A 17169-nucleotide genomic window follows, 5' to 3' on the forward strand; every position below is an offset into this window, starting at 1 on the left:
TATGAAAAGCTTATATAAAATAGTAACAGTAGTTGGTTTATCTTTCATGGCGACATCTTGTTTCAATGAATCAAAACCTAACTATCAGTTTTTTCCAAACATGTACGAAGCTGTTCCTTACGAAACGTATTCAGAACATGGAGTATTTGCAAATGGAAAAGAAGGTCAGTTACCTGCAGAAGGTTCTATCAAGAGAGGGTTTGTTCCTTATGAAATTCCAAATACTACCGAAGGATATGAATTGGCAAAAGCTAGTTTAGTATCGCCATTAGCGGCTGATCAAATTGATCACGAGAGAGGAAAGCAATTGTTCGATGTTTATTGTGCAATTTGCCACGGTGAAAAAGGTGATGGAAAAGGGAATTTAGTAAAGAGAGAGAAATTTTTGGGAGTTCCTAGCTATAAAGACAGAGAAATTACCGCAGGTAGTATTTATCACGTAGAAACTTATGGATTAAACTCTATGGGTTCTCACGCTAATCAATTGACGCAAGAAGAGCGTTGGCAAGTAGCGGATTACGTTTTAAAACTAAGATCAGAATTATAATTTAAAAACTTTTTTGAAAATAATTGATATGTATACGTTTTCAAGTAAATTAAAAACTTTTTCAATTGCCTTAATGCTTTTAGGAGTAGTTGGTATTGCTATTGGGTTTATGTCGGCTCCAAGTAGTACAGAAGAAGTTGAACAAATGTTATCAGAAAGCCATGGACATCATGCAGAAGCTACTTCTCATGACGCTCATGCAACTCATGCTGTTGCAGATGCACATGGAGCTCATAATACAGATGTTAAACATGCTGATGCTGAACACAAAGCACACTTAGAGCACGTTTTACACCAACAGCAAAATAAACCTTGGGCGGCATTCTACGTTGCTTGTATTTTCTTCATGTTGCTTAGTGTTGGAGTTTTAGCATTCTACGCTATTCAGTATGCAGCACAAGCAGGATGGTCTCCTATACTTTTCAGAGTGATGGAAGGTATAACAGGTTATTTGTTGCCAGGATCGATTATTTTTATCTTAGTTTTAGTTGCTGCAGGTATGCACATGAACCATTTATTTGTATGGATGGATCCGGAAGTAGTTGCACACGATCACTTAATTCAAGGTAAATCAGGATACTTAAACGTACCATTTTTCTTAGGTAGAGCGGTTGTATTCTTGTTATTATGGAACTTCTTCCGTATGAAAATGCGTAAATATTCTATTGATCAAGATACAGCTACAAGTTTCATTCCTTACAAGAAAAATTTCAAGTTAGCAGCTACATTCTTAGTAATCTTTATTGTTACAGAATCGTTAATGTCTTGGGATTGGATTATGTCTGTTGACCCTCACTGGTACAGTACATTATTTGCATGGTATGTATTTGCAAGTTTCTTTGTATGTGGTATTACTACAATTGCATTGATTACTATTTACCTTAAATCAAAAGGATATTTACCAAATGTAAATACAAGCCACTTGCATGATTTAGCTAAATTCATGTTTGGTATCAGTATTTTCTGGACGTATTTATGGTTCTCTCAATTCATGTTAATTTGGTATTCTGATATACCAGAAGAGGTTACTTACTTTGTAACTAGAATTGAGCACTATAAATTACCATTCTTTGGTATGTTAGTTATGAACTTTGTTTTCCCATTACTAATTTTAGTTAACACAGATTTCAAACGTTTATCATGGATTATTGTTATGGCTGGTATCGTAATCTTATGTGGTCATTATATTGATTTCTTCAACATGATTATGCCTGCAACAGTTGGTGACCAATGGTTCATAGGTTTGCCAGAAATAAGTTCAATTGCATTTTTCTTAGGATTGTTTATTTTTGTTGTGTTCACAACATTAACTAAAGCGCCACTAGAGCCAAAAGGAAATCCATTAATTGAGGAAAGCAAACATTTTCATTATTAATATTTAAAAAGAAATAAACAAATGACAAGTTTATTGATATTCTTAGTTTTAGTTTTAATTGGAATTGCTGTTTGGCAATTAACTAAAATTTTCGATTTGACTCAAATTGGCTCTGCAGATGAAAATTCTGAAGTTGCTAATGATAAAGATAATAGTACTAATGGATATTTAATGTTTGCTTTTGTAGCCTTCATTTATATCTTTACAATCTACGGATTGTTTGCGTGGGGTGATTTAGTTTTAGGAACCCCTGCATCAGAACATGGACCAGATTATGATAACTTAATGTATATTTCGTTTGCTATCATTTTCATCGTTCAAGGTTTAACACAGTTTTTATTACACTATTTTGCATTTAAATACAGAGGTAGAGCTGGTCAAAAAGCTTTATACTTTGCAGATAACAACAAATTAGAAGCTATTTGGACAATTATTCCAGTAATTGTATTAGCTGGTTTAATTTTATACGGATTGTACACTTGGAATGAAATCATGTACTATGATGAAGACGAAGATGTAATGTATGTAGAATTATATGCTAAACAATTTAGTTGGGAAGCACGTTATGCTGGTGAAGATAACACTTTAGGTAAAGCTAACGTTCGTTTCATCGAAGGTATTAATACTTTAGGAGTTGATTTATCTGATGCTGCTGCACAAGATGATAAAGTTGTTACTGAATTACACATTCCAGTGGGTAAAAAAGTAGTGTTCAAAATGCGTTCACAAGATGTACTGCACTCTGCTTACATGCCTCACTTTAGAGCGCAAATGAACTGTGTTCCAGGTATGATTACTCAGTTTGCTTTTGTTCCTACTATGACAACTGCTCAAATGAGAGAAGATGAAGGAATTGTAGCTAAAGTGGCTAAAATTAACAAAATCAGAGCTGAAAAAAGTAAAGAGTTAGTAGCTAAAGGTGAAGAAGCTTTAGATCCATATACCTTTGATTACTTATTATTATGTAACAAAATTTGTGGAGCTTCTCATTACAACATGCAAATGAAGATAGTTGTCGATACACCTGAAGATTACAAAAAATGGTTAAGCGAACAACCTACACTTGCTAAGCAATGGGCAGATGCTAATCCTGTAGAAGCACCAGCGGCTCCAGTTATGACTGAAGAGGTTATCGAAACTGTAGTAGTTGATTCAACACAAGTTTTAGCTCAAGTAGTAAAATAGTTTATAAGATAGATATAAAATAATAGAGTAAGATTATGTCAGCACACGAACACGGTCATCACAAAGAAACGTTCATTACTAAATATATATTTAGTCTTGACCATAAGATGATTGCTAAGCAATATTTAATTACTGGTTTGATAATGGGAGTTATCGGAGTAATGATGTCAATACTTTTCCGTATGCAAATTGCTTGGCCAGGAGAATCATTTGGAATTTTTAAATTTTTATTAGGTGAAAAATTTGCTCCAGATGGTGTAATGCGTAATGATATTTATTTAGCATTAGTTACAATACACGGTACAATCATGGTATTCTTTGTATTGACTGCAGGATTAAGTGGAACGTTTAGTAATTTGTTAATTCCATTACAAATTGGTGCAAGAGATATGGCTTCTGGATTTATGAACATGCTTTCATACTGGTTGTTCTTCTTGTCATCTGTAATAATGGTTTCATCATTGTTTATTGAGTCGGGACCAGCTTCTGCAGGATGGACAATTTACCCTCCATTGAGTGCTTTGCCACAAGCAATACCTGGTTCAGGTTTAGGTATGACTTTATGGTTAGTGTCTATGGCAATTTTCATTGCATCTTCTTTAATGGGGTCTTTGAACTATGTTGTTACTGTTATTAACATGAGAACTAAGGGGATGACAATGACAAGATTACCATTAACTATTTGGGCGTTTTTTGTTACAGCTATTATTGGTATTGTTTCTTTCCCAGTATTATTTTCTGCTGCCCTTTTATTAATTTTCGATAGAAGTTTCGGAACGTCATTTTATCTTTCTGATATCTTTATTTCAGGTGAAGTTTTACATTACCAAGGTGGTTCTCCAGTATTGTTTGAGCACTTATTCTGGTTCTTAGGTCACCCTGAAGTATATATCGTATTATTACCTGCATTAGGTATTACATCTGAAATTATTGCAACAAACTCTAGAAAACCAATATTTGGTTACAGAGCCATGGTTGCTTCGATTCTTGCAATTGCTTTCTTATCTACAATTGTATGGGGTCACCATATGTTCGTATCTGGTATGAATCCTTTCTTAGGTTCTGTATTTACGTTCACAACTTTATTAATTGCTATTCCATCAGCTGTAAAAGCGTTTAACTACATTACAACTTTATGGAAAGGTAATTTACAATTGAACCCTGCGATGTTGTTCTCTATCGGATTAGTATCAACTTTCATCTCTGGAGGTCTTACAGGAATCATCCTTGGAGACAGTACTTTGGATATTAACGTTCACGATACGTATTTCGTTGTAGCGCACTTCCACTTAGTAATGGGTATCTCTGCTTTATACGGATTCTTCGCTGGTGTATACCACTGGTTTCCTAAAATGTTCGGAAGAATGATGAATAAAACTTTAGGTTATGTTCACTTCTGGGTAACTGCAGTATGTGCTTATGGGGTTTTCTTCCCAATGCACTTTGTAGGTATGGCTGGTTTACCAAGACGTTACTATACAAACTCAGCTTTCCCATTATTTGATGAGTTAACAGATGTAAACGTTTTAATTACTGTATTTGCTATTATAGGAGCTGCTTTCCAAGTAGTATTCTTCTGGAACTTCTTCTACAGCATTTTCTACGGTAAAAAAGCTACTCAAAACCCATGGAAATCTAACACATTAGAGTGGACTACTCCAGTTGAGCACATTCACGGTAACTGGCCAGGTGAAATCCCTGAAGTACACAGATGGGCTTACGATTACAGCAAGCCAGGTCATGATGATGATTTCGTGCCACAAACGGTTCCAATGAAAGAAGGTGAAGAGCAATTACACCATTAAGATTCTTTCTTTAAGATAATACAAAATACCTTTCCATATGTGAAAGGTATTTTTGTTTTAACTTTGTTTATCTTTGCTTTATGAATGAGAATTTAAATCCTAATAAAGAGCGTTTCACGCCTCAAGAAATTGATGTTGAAAAGGCGTTGCGTCCACTTTCATTTGAAGATTTTACTGGTCAAGATCAAGTTTTAGAAAATTTGGAAGTTTTTGTGCAAGCGGCGAATCTTCGCGGAGAAGCTTTAGATCATACGCTGTTTCATGGACCTCCTGGTTTAGGTAAAACGACTTTGGCTAATATTTTAGCGAATGAATTGGGTGTGGGTATAAAAATTACTTCTGGTCCTGTTTTGGATAAACCTGGAGACCTAGCAGGTTTGTTGACGAATTTGGACGACAGAGACATTCTTTTTATTGATGAAATCCATCGTTTGAGCCCTATTGTAGAAGAGTATCTGTATTCAGCTATGGAGGATTTCAAAATTGATATTATGATTGAATCGGGCCCTAATGCTCGTACGGTACAAATCAATCTGAATCCTTTTACTTTAGTTGGAGCTACTACACGATCGGGTTTATTGACAGCACCTATGCGTGCACGTTTTGGTATCCAAAGTAGATTACAGTATTATAAAACCGAATTACTTACTACTATTGTTCAACGTAGTGCTTCTATTTTAAATACACCTATTTCTATGGAAGCGGCTATTGAAATTGCCGGTAGAAGTCGAGGAACACCTCGTATTGCTAATGCTTTACTGCGTCGTGTTCGTGATTTTGCTCAAATTAAAGGGAATGGAAGTATTGATATTGAAATTGCTAAGTTTGCCCTGAAAGCCTTACATGTTGATACGAATGGATTGGATGAAATGGACAATAAAATATTGCTTACTATTATTGATAAATTTAAAGGAGGTCCTGTAGGTTTAAGTACTATTGCAACTGCAGTTTCTGAGAGTAGTGAAACGATTGAAGAAGTATACGAACCTTTTTTGATACAAGAGGGATTTTTAATTCGTACGCCTAGAGGTAGAGAAGTTACGGAGAAAGCTTATAAACACCTTGGTAAGGTAAAACACAATATTCAAGGAGGATTATTTGAATAATGATTCAAAATAAAACAAAATATACGCAAATGATAAAGACCGAAGCTAAGCGCCTCGGTTTTTTAGCTTGTGGTATTTCGGAAGCAGGATTTTTAGAAGCTGAAGCACCACGATTGGAAAACTGGCTTAATCAGAATCGTCATGGTCAGATGTCTTATATGGAGAATCATTTTGACAAACGATTAGATCCAACGCTTTTAGTCGATGGTGCTAAAAGTGTGATTTCCCTTTTATTAAATTATTATCCAAGTGATCTTCAGCAAGATTCAACGTATAAGATCTCAAAATATGCATATGGGCAAGATTATCACTTTGTAATTAAAGACAAACTAAAAGATTTGCTTCATTATATTCAGGATGAGATTGGTGAAGTTTCAGGACGTGTGTTTGTTGATTCTGCACCTGTTTTGGATAAAGCATGGGCTGCTAAAAGTGGTTTAGGATGGATTGGAAAGAATAGTAATCTACTGACTCAAAAAGTTGGCTCTTTTTATTTCATTGCAGAGTTAATTATTGATCTTGAACTCGATTATGACGCTCCTACAACCGATCATTGTGGAAGTTGTACTGCATGTATTGATGCTTGTCCTACGCAAGCTATAGTAGCACCATATGTTGTGGATGGCAGTAAATGTATTTCTTATTTTACCATTGAACTGAAGGAGAATTTACCTTCTGAAATGAAAGGTAAATTTGAGGATTGGTTTTTTGGATGTGATGTTTGTCAAGACGTTTGCCCTTGGAATCGTTTTTCAAAATCACATAATGAACCTGCATTCAATCCTTCTCCTGAATTATTGTCCTTTTCAAAACGAGATTGGGAAGAATTGACTGAAGATGTTTTTGCCAAAATGTTCAATAAATCTGCGGTTAAGCGCACTAAATTCAATGGTTTGAAGCGTAATATAGATTTTTTAAAAGAGTAGTCTTAAAATTTTTTTCTTTCCTAGCTTATTTTAACTTTGTAAGTTCATATAAAAATGATTATATGCATAAAGATACGAAGAGAAGAGAAGCCTTATTATATCATGCAAAACCTACACCTGGAAAGATTCAGGTAGTACCTACAAAAAAATATGCGACACAGCGTGATTTGTCGCTTGCATACTCACCAGGAGTTGCAGAGCCATGTTTGGAAATAGCCAAAGATGTAAATAATGTTTATAAATATACAGCAAAAGGAAACCTTGTTGCAGTAATTTCAAATGGAACTGCCGTTTTAGGACTTGGTGATATTGGAGCAGAAGCTTCAAAGCCAGTTATGGAAGGGAAGGGGTTGTTGTTCAAAATTTTTTCCGATATAGATGTTTTTGATATTGAGGTGGGAACCAAAAATGTTGAAGAATTTATTGCAACGGTTAAAAATATAGCTCCAACTTTTGGAGGGATTAACCTTGAAGATATTAAAGCGCCTGAATCTTTTGAAATTGAAAGACGTTTAGTAGAGGAGCTTGATATCCCTGTCATGCATGATGATCAACACGGTACGGCCATTATTTCTTCTGCAGCACTTTTAAATGCATTGGAACTTGCAGGTAAAAAAGCTGAAGATGTAAAAATAGTGGTTTCTGGAGCAGGTTCTGCGGCATTAGCTTGTGCTAATTTGTATTTGTTGTTAGGTGTTAGAGTAGAGAATATCTTCATGTTTGATAAAGATGGGATGTTAACAAATTGCCGTGAAGATTTATCAGAACTTCAATTAAAATATGCTAAAGCTATTAGTCCATTAACGCTGAAAGAGGCAATTGTTGATGCAGACGTGTTTTTAGGATTATCTGTTGGGAATGTACTTACGTCAGAAATGCTATTGACTATGAATGATAATCCTATCGTTTTTGCAATGGCAAATCCGGTACCGGAAATAGATTATAACGTAGCGATTGATACGCGTAAAGATATTATCATGGCTACGGGTCGTTCAGATCATCCTAATCAAGTAAATAATGTTCTTGGTTTTCCATATATTTTTAGAGGTGCGTTAGATGTTCGCGCAACTAAAATTAATGAAGAAATGAAGATGGCTGCTGTACGTGCTTTGGCGCAATTAGCTAAAACACCAGTGCCTGAACAAGTAAATATTGCTTATGGTGAAACCAAATTAAACTTTGGTCGCGATTATATTATTCCCAAACCTTTTGATCCACGTTTGATTGCTGTTGTTGCCCCTGCAGTTGCTAAAGCAGCTATGGAATCGGGTGTGGCAAAAAATGAAATCACCGATTGGGATAAATACGAAATGGAATTATTAGAACGATTAGGTTCTGATAATAAAATGATTCGTATGTTGGTTAACCGTGCTAAAACGGATCCAAAGAAAGTTGTGTTTGCTGAAGCAGATCATTTAGATGTTTTAAAAGCGGCACAAATAGTATTAGAAGAAGGTATTGGAGAGCCAATTTTATTAGGAAATAAAGAAATTATCCACGAGTTGATGAAAGAGATTGGTTTTGATGATGACGTAGTTATTATTGATCCAAAATCGAAAAAGGAAACCGAGAGAAGAAACTATTATGGGGAGGTTTTTTGGAAGTCAAGACAACGTAGAGGAACGACTTTGTTAGACGCTCAAAAATGGATGCGTGAACGTAATTATTTTGCGTTAATGATGGTGAACTTGGGCGAGGCAGATGCTTTGGTTACTGGATATTCAAGAAGTTATCCTACGGTTGTAAAACCAGTAATGGAAATGATTGATAAGGCACCTGGTGTTAGTCGTATAGCAACTACCAATATGATGATGACAAGCAGAGGTCCTATTTTCTTATCAGATACTGCAATTAATCCTGATCCTTCAGCAGAAGATTTGGCAAAAATTGCACTTATGACAGCTAAAACAGTTCGTATGTTCGGTATGGAACCTGTAATGGCTATGGTGTCTTTTTCTAACTTTGGTTCTTCAGAAAATGTAAGTCCGAAGAAAATAAGACAAGCAGTTGCTTATCTGCATAAATATTATCCCGATTTAATTGTGGATGGTGAAGTGCAAACGGATTTTGCTTTGAATCCCGATCTTTTGAAAAGTAAATTCCCATTCTCTAAATTGGTAAATAAAAAAGTAAATACTTTAATTTTTCCAAATCTTGATTCGGCAAATATTACTTACAAAATGATGAAAGAATTGAATAAATCAGATTCTATCGGGCCTATTATGTTAGGTTTGGATAAGCCGGTTCATATTTTTCAGTTAGGAGCAAGTGTTGAAGAAATGGTGAATATGGCTGCAGTTGCTGTGGTGGATGCTCAAGAAAAAGAAAAAAAGAAGCAAGGAAATAAGTAATTTATTATTTTTAACAAATAAATCTAGTATGATAGCGCATTTACAGGGGAGATTGGTAGAAAAGAATCCAACAGAAGTTGTGATTGATTGTAATGGGGTAGGATATCAAGTTAATATTTCGCTTCATACTTTTTCGCTAATACCTGATGGTGAGCATTTAAAACTGTATACTTTTTTACAAGTTAAAGAAGATTCACATACTTTATACGGGTTTGTTGAAAAGCAAGAGCGTGAGTTGTTTAAGTTATTGTTGACGGTTTCTGGAATAGGAGCTAATACAGCACGAACCATGTTATCGTCTTTAGCACCTACCGAAATTATTCAAGCAATAGCTTCAAATGATGTGGCTACAATTCAAGGGATAAAAGGGATTGGAGCCAAAACAGCACAGCGTGTAATCTTGGATTTAAAAGACAAAGTGTTAAAAGTATACAGTATTGAAAATGTTTCGGAAATGCCACGCAATACAAATAAAGATGAAGCGTTATCTGCTTTAGAAGTTTTAGGTTTTGCTAAAAAGGCAGCGGAAAAGGTTATTGATAAAATTGTAAGAGAAGTGCCAAATGCAACGGTAGAAGATTTAATAAAGCAAGCATTAAAAAATTTATAATTTGAAAGATTCAACCATAATTACTTTTAATTCAATTTTAAAAACGCTAAAGGTTGTTTTTTTATTTTCTCCTTTTTTTGTGTTTTCACAAGTGGAGAATGAACAACAGCAAGATTCTATTAAAAACGGGGTGGATTTAGGTACGCTTAAAGCGCCTAAACCTCAAAGTATTGTTGAAGCTTATACTTATGATCCGGCAACGGATCGCTATATTTATACCAGTACATTTGATGGGTTTAACATCAATTACCCGATTGTTTTAACGCCAGAACAATATCAGGAGTTGGTACTACGTGAGGAAATGCGTAAATATTACCAGCAAAAATCGGCAGCAATTGATGGTAATAAAGCGGGTTCTGAAGAAGCTAAAAAAGATTTATTGCCCCGTTACTATGTAAACTCACGTTTTTTTGAAACGATTTTTGGTAGTAATACTATTGATATAAAACCAACAGGTTCTGTAGAGCTTGATTTAGGGGTGCGTTTTACCAAGCAAGATAATCCTTCGTTTTCACCGCGAAATCGTAAGACCACCACTTTTGATTTTGATCAACGTATAAGTGTTGGTTTACAAGGAAAAGTTGGAACACGTTTAAGTGTTAATGTAAACTACGATACCGAATCTACCTTTGCTTTTCAAAACTTAATTAAACTAGAATACGGTTCTAATGAAGATGATATTCTACAAAAATTAGAGGTAGGTAATGTGAGTTTTCCGCTGTCTAATTCCTTGATTCGCGGAGCACAAAGTTTATTTGGGGTTAAAGCACAATTGCAATTTGGTAAAACAACAGTAACTGGGGTTTTTTCTGAACAAAAATCACAAACCAAAAAAGTTACAGCACAAGGAGGTGGAACACTTCAAGATTTTGAATTGTTTGCTTTAGAATATGATGCAGATCGTCACTTCTTCTTATCGCAATATTTCCGTAACCAATATGATAATTCATTGGTTAATTATCCGGTTATAAATAGTCGTGTGCAAATTACACGATTGGAAGTTTGGGTGACAAACAAACAAAACAGAATTAATTCTAACGAAAATAACCTTAGAAATATTATTGCGATTCAAGATTTAGGGGAAGGTCCTCTGTTGAATCTTCAACCGCAAGAAGTTGTCGCAATTGATCTAGGAGCAAATGCTGGTTTCTTTGGGAATACACAACCAAATACACCTACCGACAATAAAAATAACCAATTCAACCCGAACAATATTGGAAGTAACTATTTGAATAATAATATTCGTGAAGTTGCGACTGCCAATAATGGATTCAATATACCAGGAATGGATGAGGGGATTGATTATTCTAAATTGGAAAATGCCAGAAAGTTATCGGCTTCGGAGTATAGTTACAATTCGCAATTAGGATATATTTCATTGAACCAAAAGCTTTCTAATGACGAAGTATTAGCAGTAGCGTTTCAATATACAATAGGAGACGAAGTGTACCAAGTAGGGGAATTCGGAACTGATGGTGTTGATGCTACAAACGTTGATCCTTCTGGAGTACCTACAACTCAAGCCTTGATTGTGAAAATGTTGAAGAGTAATTTGACATTGGTCAATAATTCTATTGCAGGGGTTCAGTATACTATGCCGATTTGGAACTTGATGATGAAAAATATTTATCAAATTCCTGGAGGATACCAATTAGAGCAAGAAGATTTCAGATTCAATATTTTATATACCGATCCGTCTCCATTAAATTATATTACTAAGGCATCGCCTACAGCACCAGACTTACCTGCTGATGTGGAAGATACTGCGCTTTTAAGAGTGTTAAATGTAGACCGATTGAATTATACCAATGACCCACAAGAAGGGGGAGATGGTTTTTTTGACTTTTATCCTGGAATTACGGTTGATCAAAAATACGGACGAATTGTTTTTACAAACAAAGAACCTTTTGGGGAGCTTTTGTTTAGTAAATTGACAAATGGTGTTGGTGAAAATTATAACGATGTCAATACATACAACGAAAATCAAAGCAAATACGTTTTTAGGAATTTATATAAATCTACTCAGGCTGCAGCACTTCAAGAAAGTGAGAAGAATAAATTTCAATTAAAAGGACGTTTTAAGTCTTCAGGGGGCGATGGTATTTCGATAGGAGCTTTTAACGTGCCTCAAGGTTCGGTGGTAGTAACTGCTGGTGGACGTGTTTTAATTGAAGGAATTGATTATACCGTAAACTATCAATTGGGTAAAGTGTATATTGTAGATCCTTCTTTACAGGCTTCGAATACGCCAATTGAAGTGTCGGTTGAAAACAATGCGGTTTTTGGTCAGCAAACAAGACGTTTTTGGGGGGTTAATGTAGAGCATCAATTCAATAAGAATTTTATGTTAGGTGCAACTTTGTTGCGTTTAACAGAACGTCCATTTACCAATAAATCAAATTATGGACAAGAATCCGTTAATAATACGATTTTTGGTGTTAATACGAATTATTCTACCGAAGTTCCTTTCTTAACGCGATTGGTGAACAAGTTGCCAAATATTGATACCGATGTTCCATCTAATGTTTCCTTTAGAGGAGAAGTGGCTTATTTGATGCCAGGTGCTTCAAAAGCGGATCAGTTTAATGGTGAAGCAACTACTTATGTGGATGACTTTGAAGGTTCGCAATCTACTATCGATTTACGAGCACCTTCATCATGGACACTGGCAAGTGTACCATTGGAAGATAATTTTGATGGTATTCCAACAGATACAGATCCGCCTTCGGATGATCTTTCAATTGGGAACAAACGAGCAAAATTGTCTTGGTATGCTATCGATCCAGTATTTTATACGCAAACGCCTACAGGGGTTAGTGATAATGACTTGTCTTTAAATAGAACGCGTCGTGTATTCAGTCGAGAACTTTATCCGAATACGGATATTGCACAAGGTCAATCGACTGTAGTTAATACTTTAGATTTAACGTATTTCCCGAAAGATAGAGGACCTTATAATTTTAACCCTAATATTGTTTCTACAGGTCAGTTCCCTGATATTGAAGCACCAGATAATTGGGCAGGTATTATGCGAGCAATTAATTCTACCAACTTTGAGCAAGCAAACGTAGAATATATTCAATTTTGGATGATGGACCCTTATTATGATAGTGGTAATCCAGATGATTTTGTAGATCCTACTAACGTTGGAAAATTAGTATTCAATCTTGGGGAAATTTCAGAAGATATTCTTAAAGATGGTAGAAAAATGTATGAGAATGGTCTGCCAGAACCAGGTTCGACACAGTCGACTATTCAAACACAATGGGGGCAAACCCCTACAACGCAGTCATTGATTTATGCGTTTGATACTAATGAAGGAAACAGAGCGGTTCAAGATGCAGGTTTTGATGGGCTTACGAATGATCAAGAAGCAATAAAGTTTCCTGCTTATGCGAGTTATGCCGATCCTTCGGGTGATGATTATGAATTTTATTTAAACAGTACAGGTGATGTTATCAATAGATATCGAAATTATAATGGTTTCGAAGGCAATTCGCCTGTAAATGTAACAGATACTAATAGAGGTAATACTACTTTTCCTGATGTCGAAGATATCAATCGTGACAATACCATGAACACGATTAATGCTTACTTTAAGTTTGATGTGCCAATTTTAGCTTATCCAAATACACAGGATGGAGTAACAATTGGTCAAAACTTTGTGGCCGATACGAGAATTGATGATAACGTTCAGCTTCCAAATGGTCAAACGGGTAAAGTACGTTGGATTTTATATAAAATTCCAATTCAAGACATTGCCAATGCAGAGAAAATTGGAAACATTGAAGATTTACGTTCCATTCGTTTCATCAGAATGTATATGACTGGCTTTAAAGAACAAGTTACGTTGCGTTTTGGAGCTTTAGATTTAGTTCGTGGAGAATGGAGACGTTATGTAAATTCACTTGATTTCAACGATCCAAATGTTGAAGATGATAATACTGGTTTTGATGTTGTAGCAGTTAACATTCAAGAAAATAATAATAGAACGCCAATTCGTTATGTGACACCTCCAGGGGTTGAGAGAGAGCAATTGTATAACAACAATACAGTTATTAATCAAAATGAGCAATCGTTGTCACTTCGTGTATACGATAAGTTAGGTGGTTATGTTAATGGTTTGGAGCCTAATGATTCTAGAGCAGTTTTCAAAAATGTGAATGTGGATATGCGTCAGTTTAAAAAGCTGAGAATGTTTTTACATGCTGAAGCATTGCCAATGCCAGAATCGCAGCCATTAGGAGATGATCAGTTGGTGGCTTTTATTCGATTTGGTAACGACTTTTCAGAGAACTTCTATCAAGTTGAAATGCCATTAAAGATTACTCCTCAAACAGCAACTACGCCTGAGGAAATTTGGCCGTCTGAAAATGAGATTGAATTACAATTGTCACATTTAACAGCTTTAAAAATATTAGCGTTAAATAACAACCCTGATCTTATTCAGGATGCAAATGGTATTCGCTATATTGAAGAAGAGAATGCATTAATTGGTTCTTCTTCGGATAGGTTAACTTTGGGGATTAAGGGTAATCCAAACTTTGGTTTGGTTCGTACGTTAATGATTGGATTGAAAAACCGTTCGGGACAAATTGTTCGTGGAGAAGTTTGGTTCAATGAGTTGCGTATGTCTGAGATGGACAACAAAGGCGGATATGCTGCAGTGGGTAATTTAGATGCAAATGTTGCCGATTTTGCAAATGTGAGTGCGACAACTAGAGTGAGTACAATTGGTTTTGGAGGAATAGAAGAAGGGCCTAATGAAAGAAGTAGAGAGGATGTATTCCAATATGATTTTGTGACGAATGTTAATTTAGGACAATTATTACCAAAAAAATGGGGGATTAAAGTGCCATTTAATTACGGTGTAGGTGAAGCTACAATTACACCTAAGTTTGATCCATTCTATCAAGACATTGAATTGAATCAATTGCTTGATATTACAGAAGATGCAGCTGAGAAGGACAATATAAAAAATAGAGCGATTGATTATACCAAGCGAACTAGTTTGAATTTTATTGGTGTTAAAAAGGATAGGGCTCCAGAGCAAAAGCAACATTTCTATGATGTAGAAAATTTAACGTTGGCATATTCTTTCAACGAGATGGAGCATCATGATTATGAGATAAAAGATTTAGTAGATCAACAACAACGTTCTTCGGTAGATTATGCTTATAGTTTTAAACCGAAAAGTGTTGAGCCTTTTAAAAACTCAAAATCGCTTAAAAAGAGTGGTTACTATAAAATGCTAACCGATTTCAATTTTAATTTCTTACCAACAAATGTGTCTTTTAGTTCTAATATTATAAGACAATTTAACCGTCAGGAATTTCGTTTAGTTGATGTTCAGGGTGTTGGGATTGATCCTTTTTACAGAAGAAATTATTTTTTTAATTATCAATACGGTTTCAATTATAACCTTACCAAGGCATTGCGAGTAAATTATACTGCATCGAGCAACAATATAGTTAGAAATTATCTTGATGATCAAAATGTTCCAATTGATGGTTTGAATATTTGGGATGGATACTGGGATACTGGTGAAGCGAATCAACATAACCAACAGTTGGTTGTTAACTATGACCTGCCTTTGAATAAAATTCCAGTATTAAGTTTCTTGAAATCAACCTATAGTTATACAGGTGATTATAATTGGCAACGTTCATCAGATGCTTTTTCAACTATAATTGATAATGGGATTCCATATCAATTAGGAAATACGGTTCAAAATGCAAATTCGCATGTGTTGGTTACCAATATGAATATGGATTTGTTTTATAAATATATTGGGCTTACTGGTAAGAAGAAAAAGAAAGCAAGTAATAAAAATACACCTAAACCAGTTGCGCCTGTGCCAGGTCAAAAAATTACAGCTACTAAAGATGTTTCTGGAAAAGATGGGGATGTTTTTGTAGATGGTTTAATTGGAGTCTTGACAAGTGTGAAAAATATTCAGGTTAAATACGATGAGCGAAACGGTACAGTTTTACCAGGTTACTTACCAGGTTTAGGTTTCTTTGGGTCTTCAAAACCAACTTTAGGATTCGTTTTTGGTAGTCAATCAGATGTGCGTTATGAAGCGGCTAAAAACGGCTGGTTGACAAATTATCCAGAATTCAACCAGAATTATACGGAGATTGAAACCAAGCAATTGAATTTTACGGCTCAGATGGAAGTTTTTCCAGATTTTAAAATCGACTTGACTGCAGAACGTATGTTGACAACCAATTACTCAGAACAGTATGATGTTTTTGATGGACAATATAATTCTCGTTCACCATATGAGTTTGGTAACTTTAATATTTCAACAATTTTAATTAAAACAGCTTTTAGCCAGAGTGATGAAAATGTATCAGCTGCTTTTGATGAATTTAGAACTAATAGATTAGTGATTGCAGATCGTTTGGCAGCAGCTTATTATGGAAATTCAACTTATCTTCGTGATGCGGAAGGGTATCCGGTTGGTTTTGGTAAAAACAGCCAGCAGGTTTTATTGCCATCATTTATAGCGGCATATTCTGGTCAAGATGCATCAAAAGTTTCTACTGGAGTTTTCAGAAATACTCCACTTCCAAACTGGAATGTCAAGTATACGGGATTAATGCGTTACAAATGGTTCAAAGATCGTTTTAAGCGTTTTTCTTTGCAACATGGTTATAGATCTAATTATAATATCAATGCTTTTAGAACTAATTTGAATACAGAACCAATCGATGCTAATGGTAATTTCTATGCCAATACGATTATTTCAAACATCAATTTAGCTGAACAGTTTAATCCGTTGATGCGTGTTGACTTTGAGATGAAAAATTCAATTCGCTTATTAGCAGAAATGAAAAAAGATCGAACATTGAACATGAGTTTTGATAACAATTTATTGACGGAGGTGAGTGGTAATGAGTATACTTTAGGATTGGGATACCGCATAAAAGATGTGATTATCAATTCATCATTAGCAGATAATCCTTCTGGTGTAATTAAGAGTGATGTCAATTTAAAAGCCGATTTTACATTGCGTAAAAACAATACAATTGTACGTTATTTGGATTATAATAATAATGAATTGGCAGGCGGTCAAGATATGTGGTCGGTTAAATTTACTGCTGATTATTCGTTTAGTAAAAACTTAACGGCTATTTTATATTATGATCACCAGTTCTCGCAAGCTGTAATTTCAACTTCGTTCCCGATAACTAATATTAGAGCAGGATTTACACTGCGTTATAATTTTGGAAATTAAAATAACAAAGTCTGCATGCAT

9 protein-coding genes are annotated in these 17169 nt (G+C 35.1%); all 9 read left to right on the forward strand.

Annotation, left to right across the window (positions count from 1 at the left end; all coding sequences use genetic code 11):
- Position 1 precedes the first annotated feature (1 nt).
- The 9 genes from ACFS5J_RS10985 to sov all read left to right on the forward strand — a co-directional run bounded on the left by ACFS5J_RS10985 (position 2) and on the right by sov (position 17148).
- Positions 2-547, forward strand: a complete 546-nt coding sequence (locus ACFS5J_RS10985) for a c-type cytochrome (protein WP_379812209.1) — start codon at positions 2-4, stop codon at positions 545-547.
- 28 nt (positions 548-575) lie between these two features.
- On the forward strand, positions 576-1922 hold the full coding sequence (locus ACFS5J_RS10990) for a quinol:cytochrome C oxidoreductase (protein ID WP_379812211.1): 1347 nt from the start codon (positions 576-578) through the stop codon (positions 1920-1922).
- 21 nt (positions 1923-1943) lie between these two features.
- Entirely contained in the window at positions 1944-3107 is a 1164-nt protein-coding gene (locus tag ACFS5J_RS10995; RefSeq protein ID WP_379812213.1) for a cytochrome c oxidase subunit II, read from the forward strand.
- A 35-nt stretch (positions 3108-3142) separates the two neighbouring features.
- Positions 3143-4912: a cytochrome c oxidase subunit I gene (locus ACFS5J_RS11000; RefSeq protein WP_379812214.1), complete on the forward strand. Its 1770-nt coding sequence runs from the start codon at positions 3143-3145 to the stop codon at positions 4910-4912.
- 80 nt (positions 4913-4992) lie between these two features.
- The gene (ruvB, locus tag ACFS5J_RS11005; RefSeq protein WP_379812215.1) at positions 4993-6018 is read left to right on the forward strand and encodes a Holliday junction branch migration DNA helicase RuvB; all 1026 of its coding nucleotides are present in this window, start codon (positions 4993-4995) and stop codon (positions 6016-6018) included.
- Complete coding sequence (gene queG, locus ACFS5J_RS11010) at positions 6018-6944, forward strand: tRNA epoxyqueuosine(34) reductase QueG (protein WP_379812217.1); 927 nt, start codon at positions 6018-6020, stop codon at positions 6942-6944. The genes ruvB and queG overlap by 1 nt, the downstream gene beginning before the upstream one ends.
- 62 nt (positions 6945-7006) lie before the next feature.
- Positions 7007-9295: an NADP-dependent malic enzyme gene (locus ACFS5J_RS11015; protein WP_379812218.1), complete on the forward strand. Its 2289-nt coding sequence runs from the start codon at positions 7007-7009 to the stop codon at positions 9293-9295.
- Positions 9296-9323: 28 nt separating this feature from the next.
- The gene (gene ruvA / locus ACFS5J_RS11020) at positions 9324-9905 is read left to right on the forward strand and encodes a Holliday junction branch migration protein RuvA (RefSeq protein WP_379812219.1); all 582 of its coding nucleotides are present in this window, start codon (positions 9324-9326) and stop codon (positions 9903-9905) included.
- Between the two features lies 1 nt (position 9906).
- A complete protein-coding gene (gene sov, locus ACFS5J_RS11025) occupies positions 9907-17148 on the forward strand; it encodes a T9SS outer membrane translocon Sov/SprA (RefSeq protein ID WP_379812220.1) in 7242 nt (2413 codons plus the stop codon).
- The last annotated feature ends 21 nt before the right edge of the window (positions 17149-17169 follow it).

It is taken from the genome of Flavobacterium chuncheonense (assembly GCF_042686145.1).
In the GTDB taxonomy this organism is placed as follows: Bacteria; Bacteroidota; Bacteroidia; order Flavobacteriales; family Flavobacteriaceae; genus Flavobacterium; species Flavobacterium chuncheonense.

What these genes read in the sequence shown, in the direction of transcription:
- ACFS5J_RS10985 (WP_379812209.1), top strand. Translation starts at nt 2, where the DNA reads ATGAAAAGCTTATATAAAATAGTAACAGTAGTTGGTTTATCTTTCATG.
- ACFS5J_RS10990 (WP_379812211.1), top strand. Translation starts at nt 576, where the DNA reads ATGTATACGTTTTCAAGTAAATTAAAAACTTTTTCAATTGCCTTAATG.
- ACFS5J_RS10995 (WP_379812213.1), top strand. Translation starts at nt 1,944, where the DNA reads ATGACAAGTTTATTGATATTCTTAGTTTTAGTTTTAATTGGAATTGCT.
- ACFS5J_RS11000 (WP_379812214.1), top strand. Translation starts at nt 3,143, where the DNA reads ATGTCAGCACACGAACACGGTCATCACAAAGAAACGTTCATTACTAAA.
- ruvB (WP_379812215.1), top strand. Translation starts at nt 4,993, where the DNA reads ATGAATGAGAATTTAAATCCTAATAAAGAGCGTTTCACGCCTCAAGAA.
- queG (WP_379812217.1), top strand. Translation starts at nt 6,018, where the DNA reads ATGATTCAAAATAAAACAAAATATACGCAAATGATAAAGACCGAAGCT.
- ACFS5J_RS11015 (WP_379812218.1), top strand. Translation starts at nt 7,007, where the DNA reads ATGCATAAAGATACGAAGAGAAGAGAAGCCTTATTATATCATGCAAAA.
- ruvA (WP_379812219.1), top strand. Translation starts at nt 9,324, where the DNA reads ATGATAGCGCATTTACAGGGGAGATTGGTAGAAAAGAATCCAACAGAA.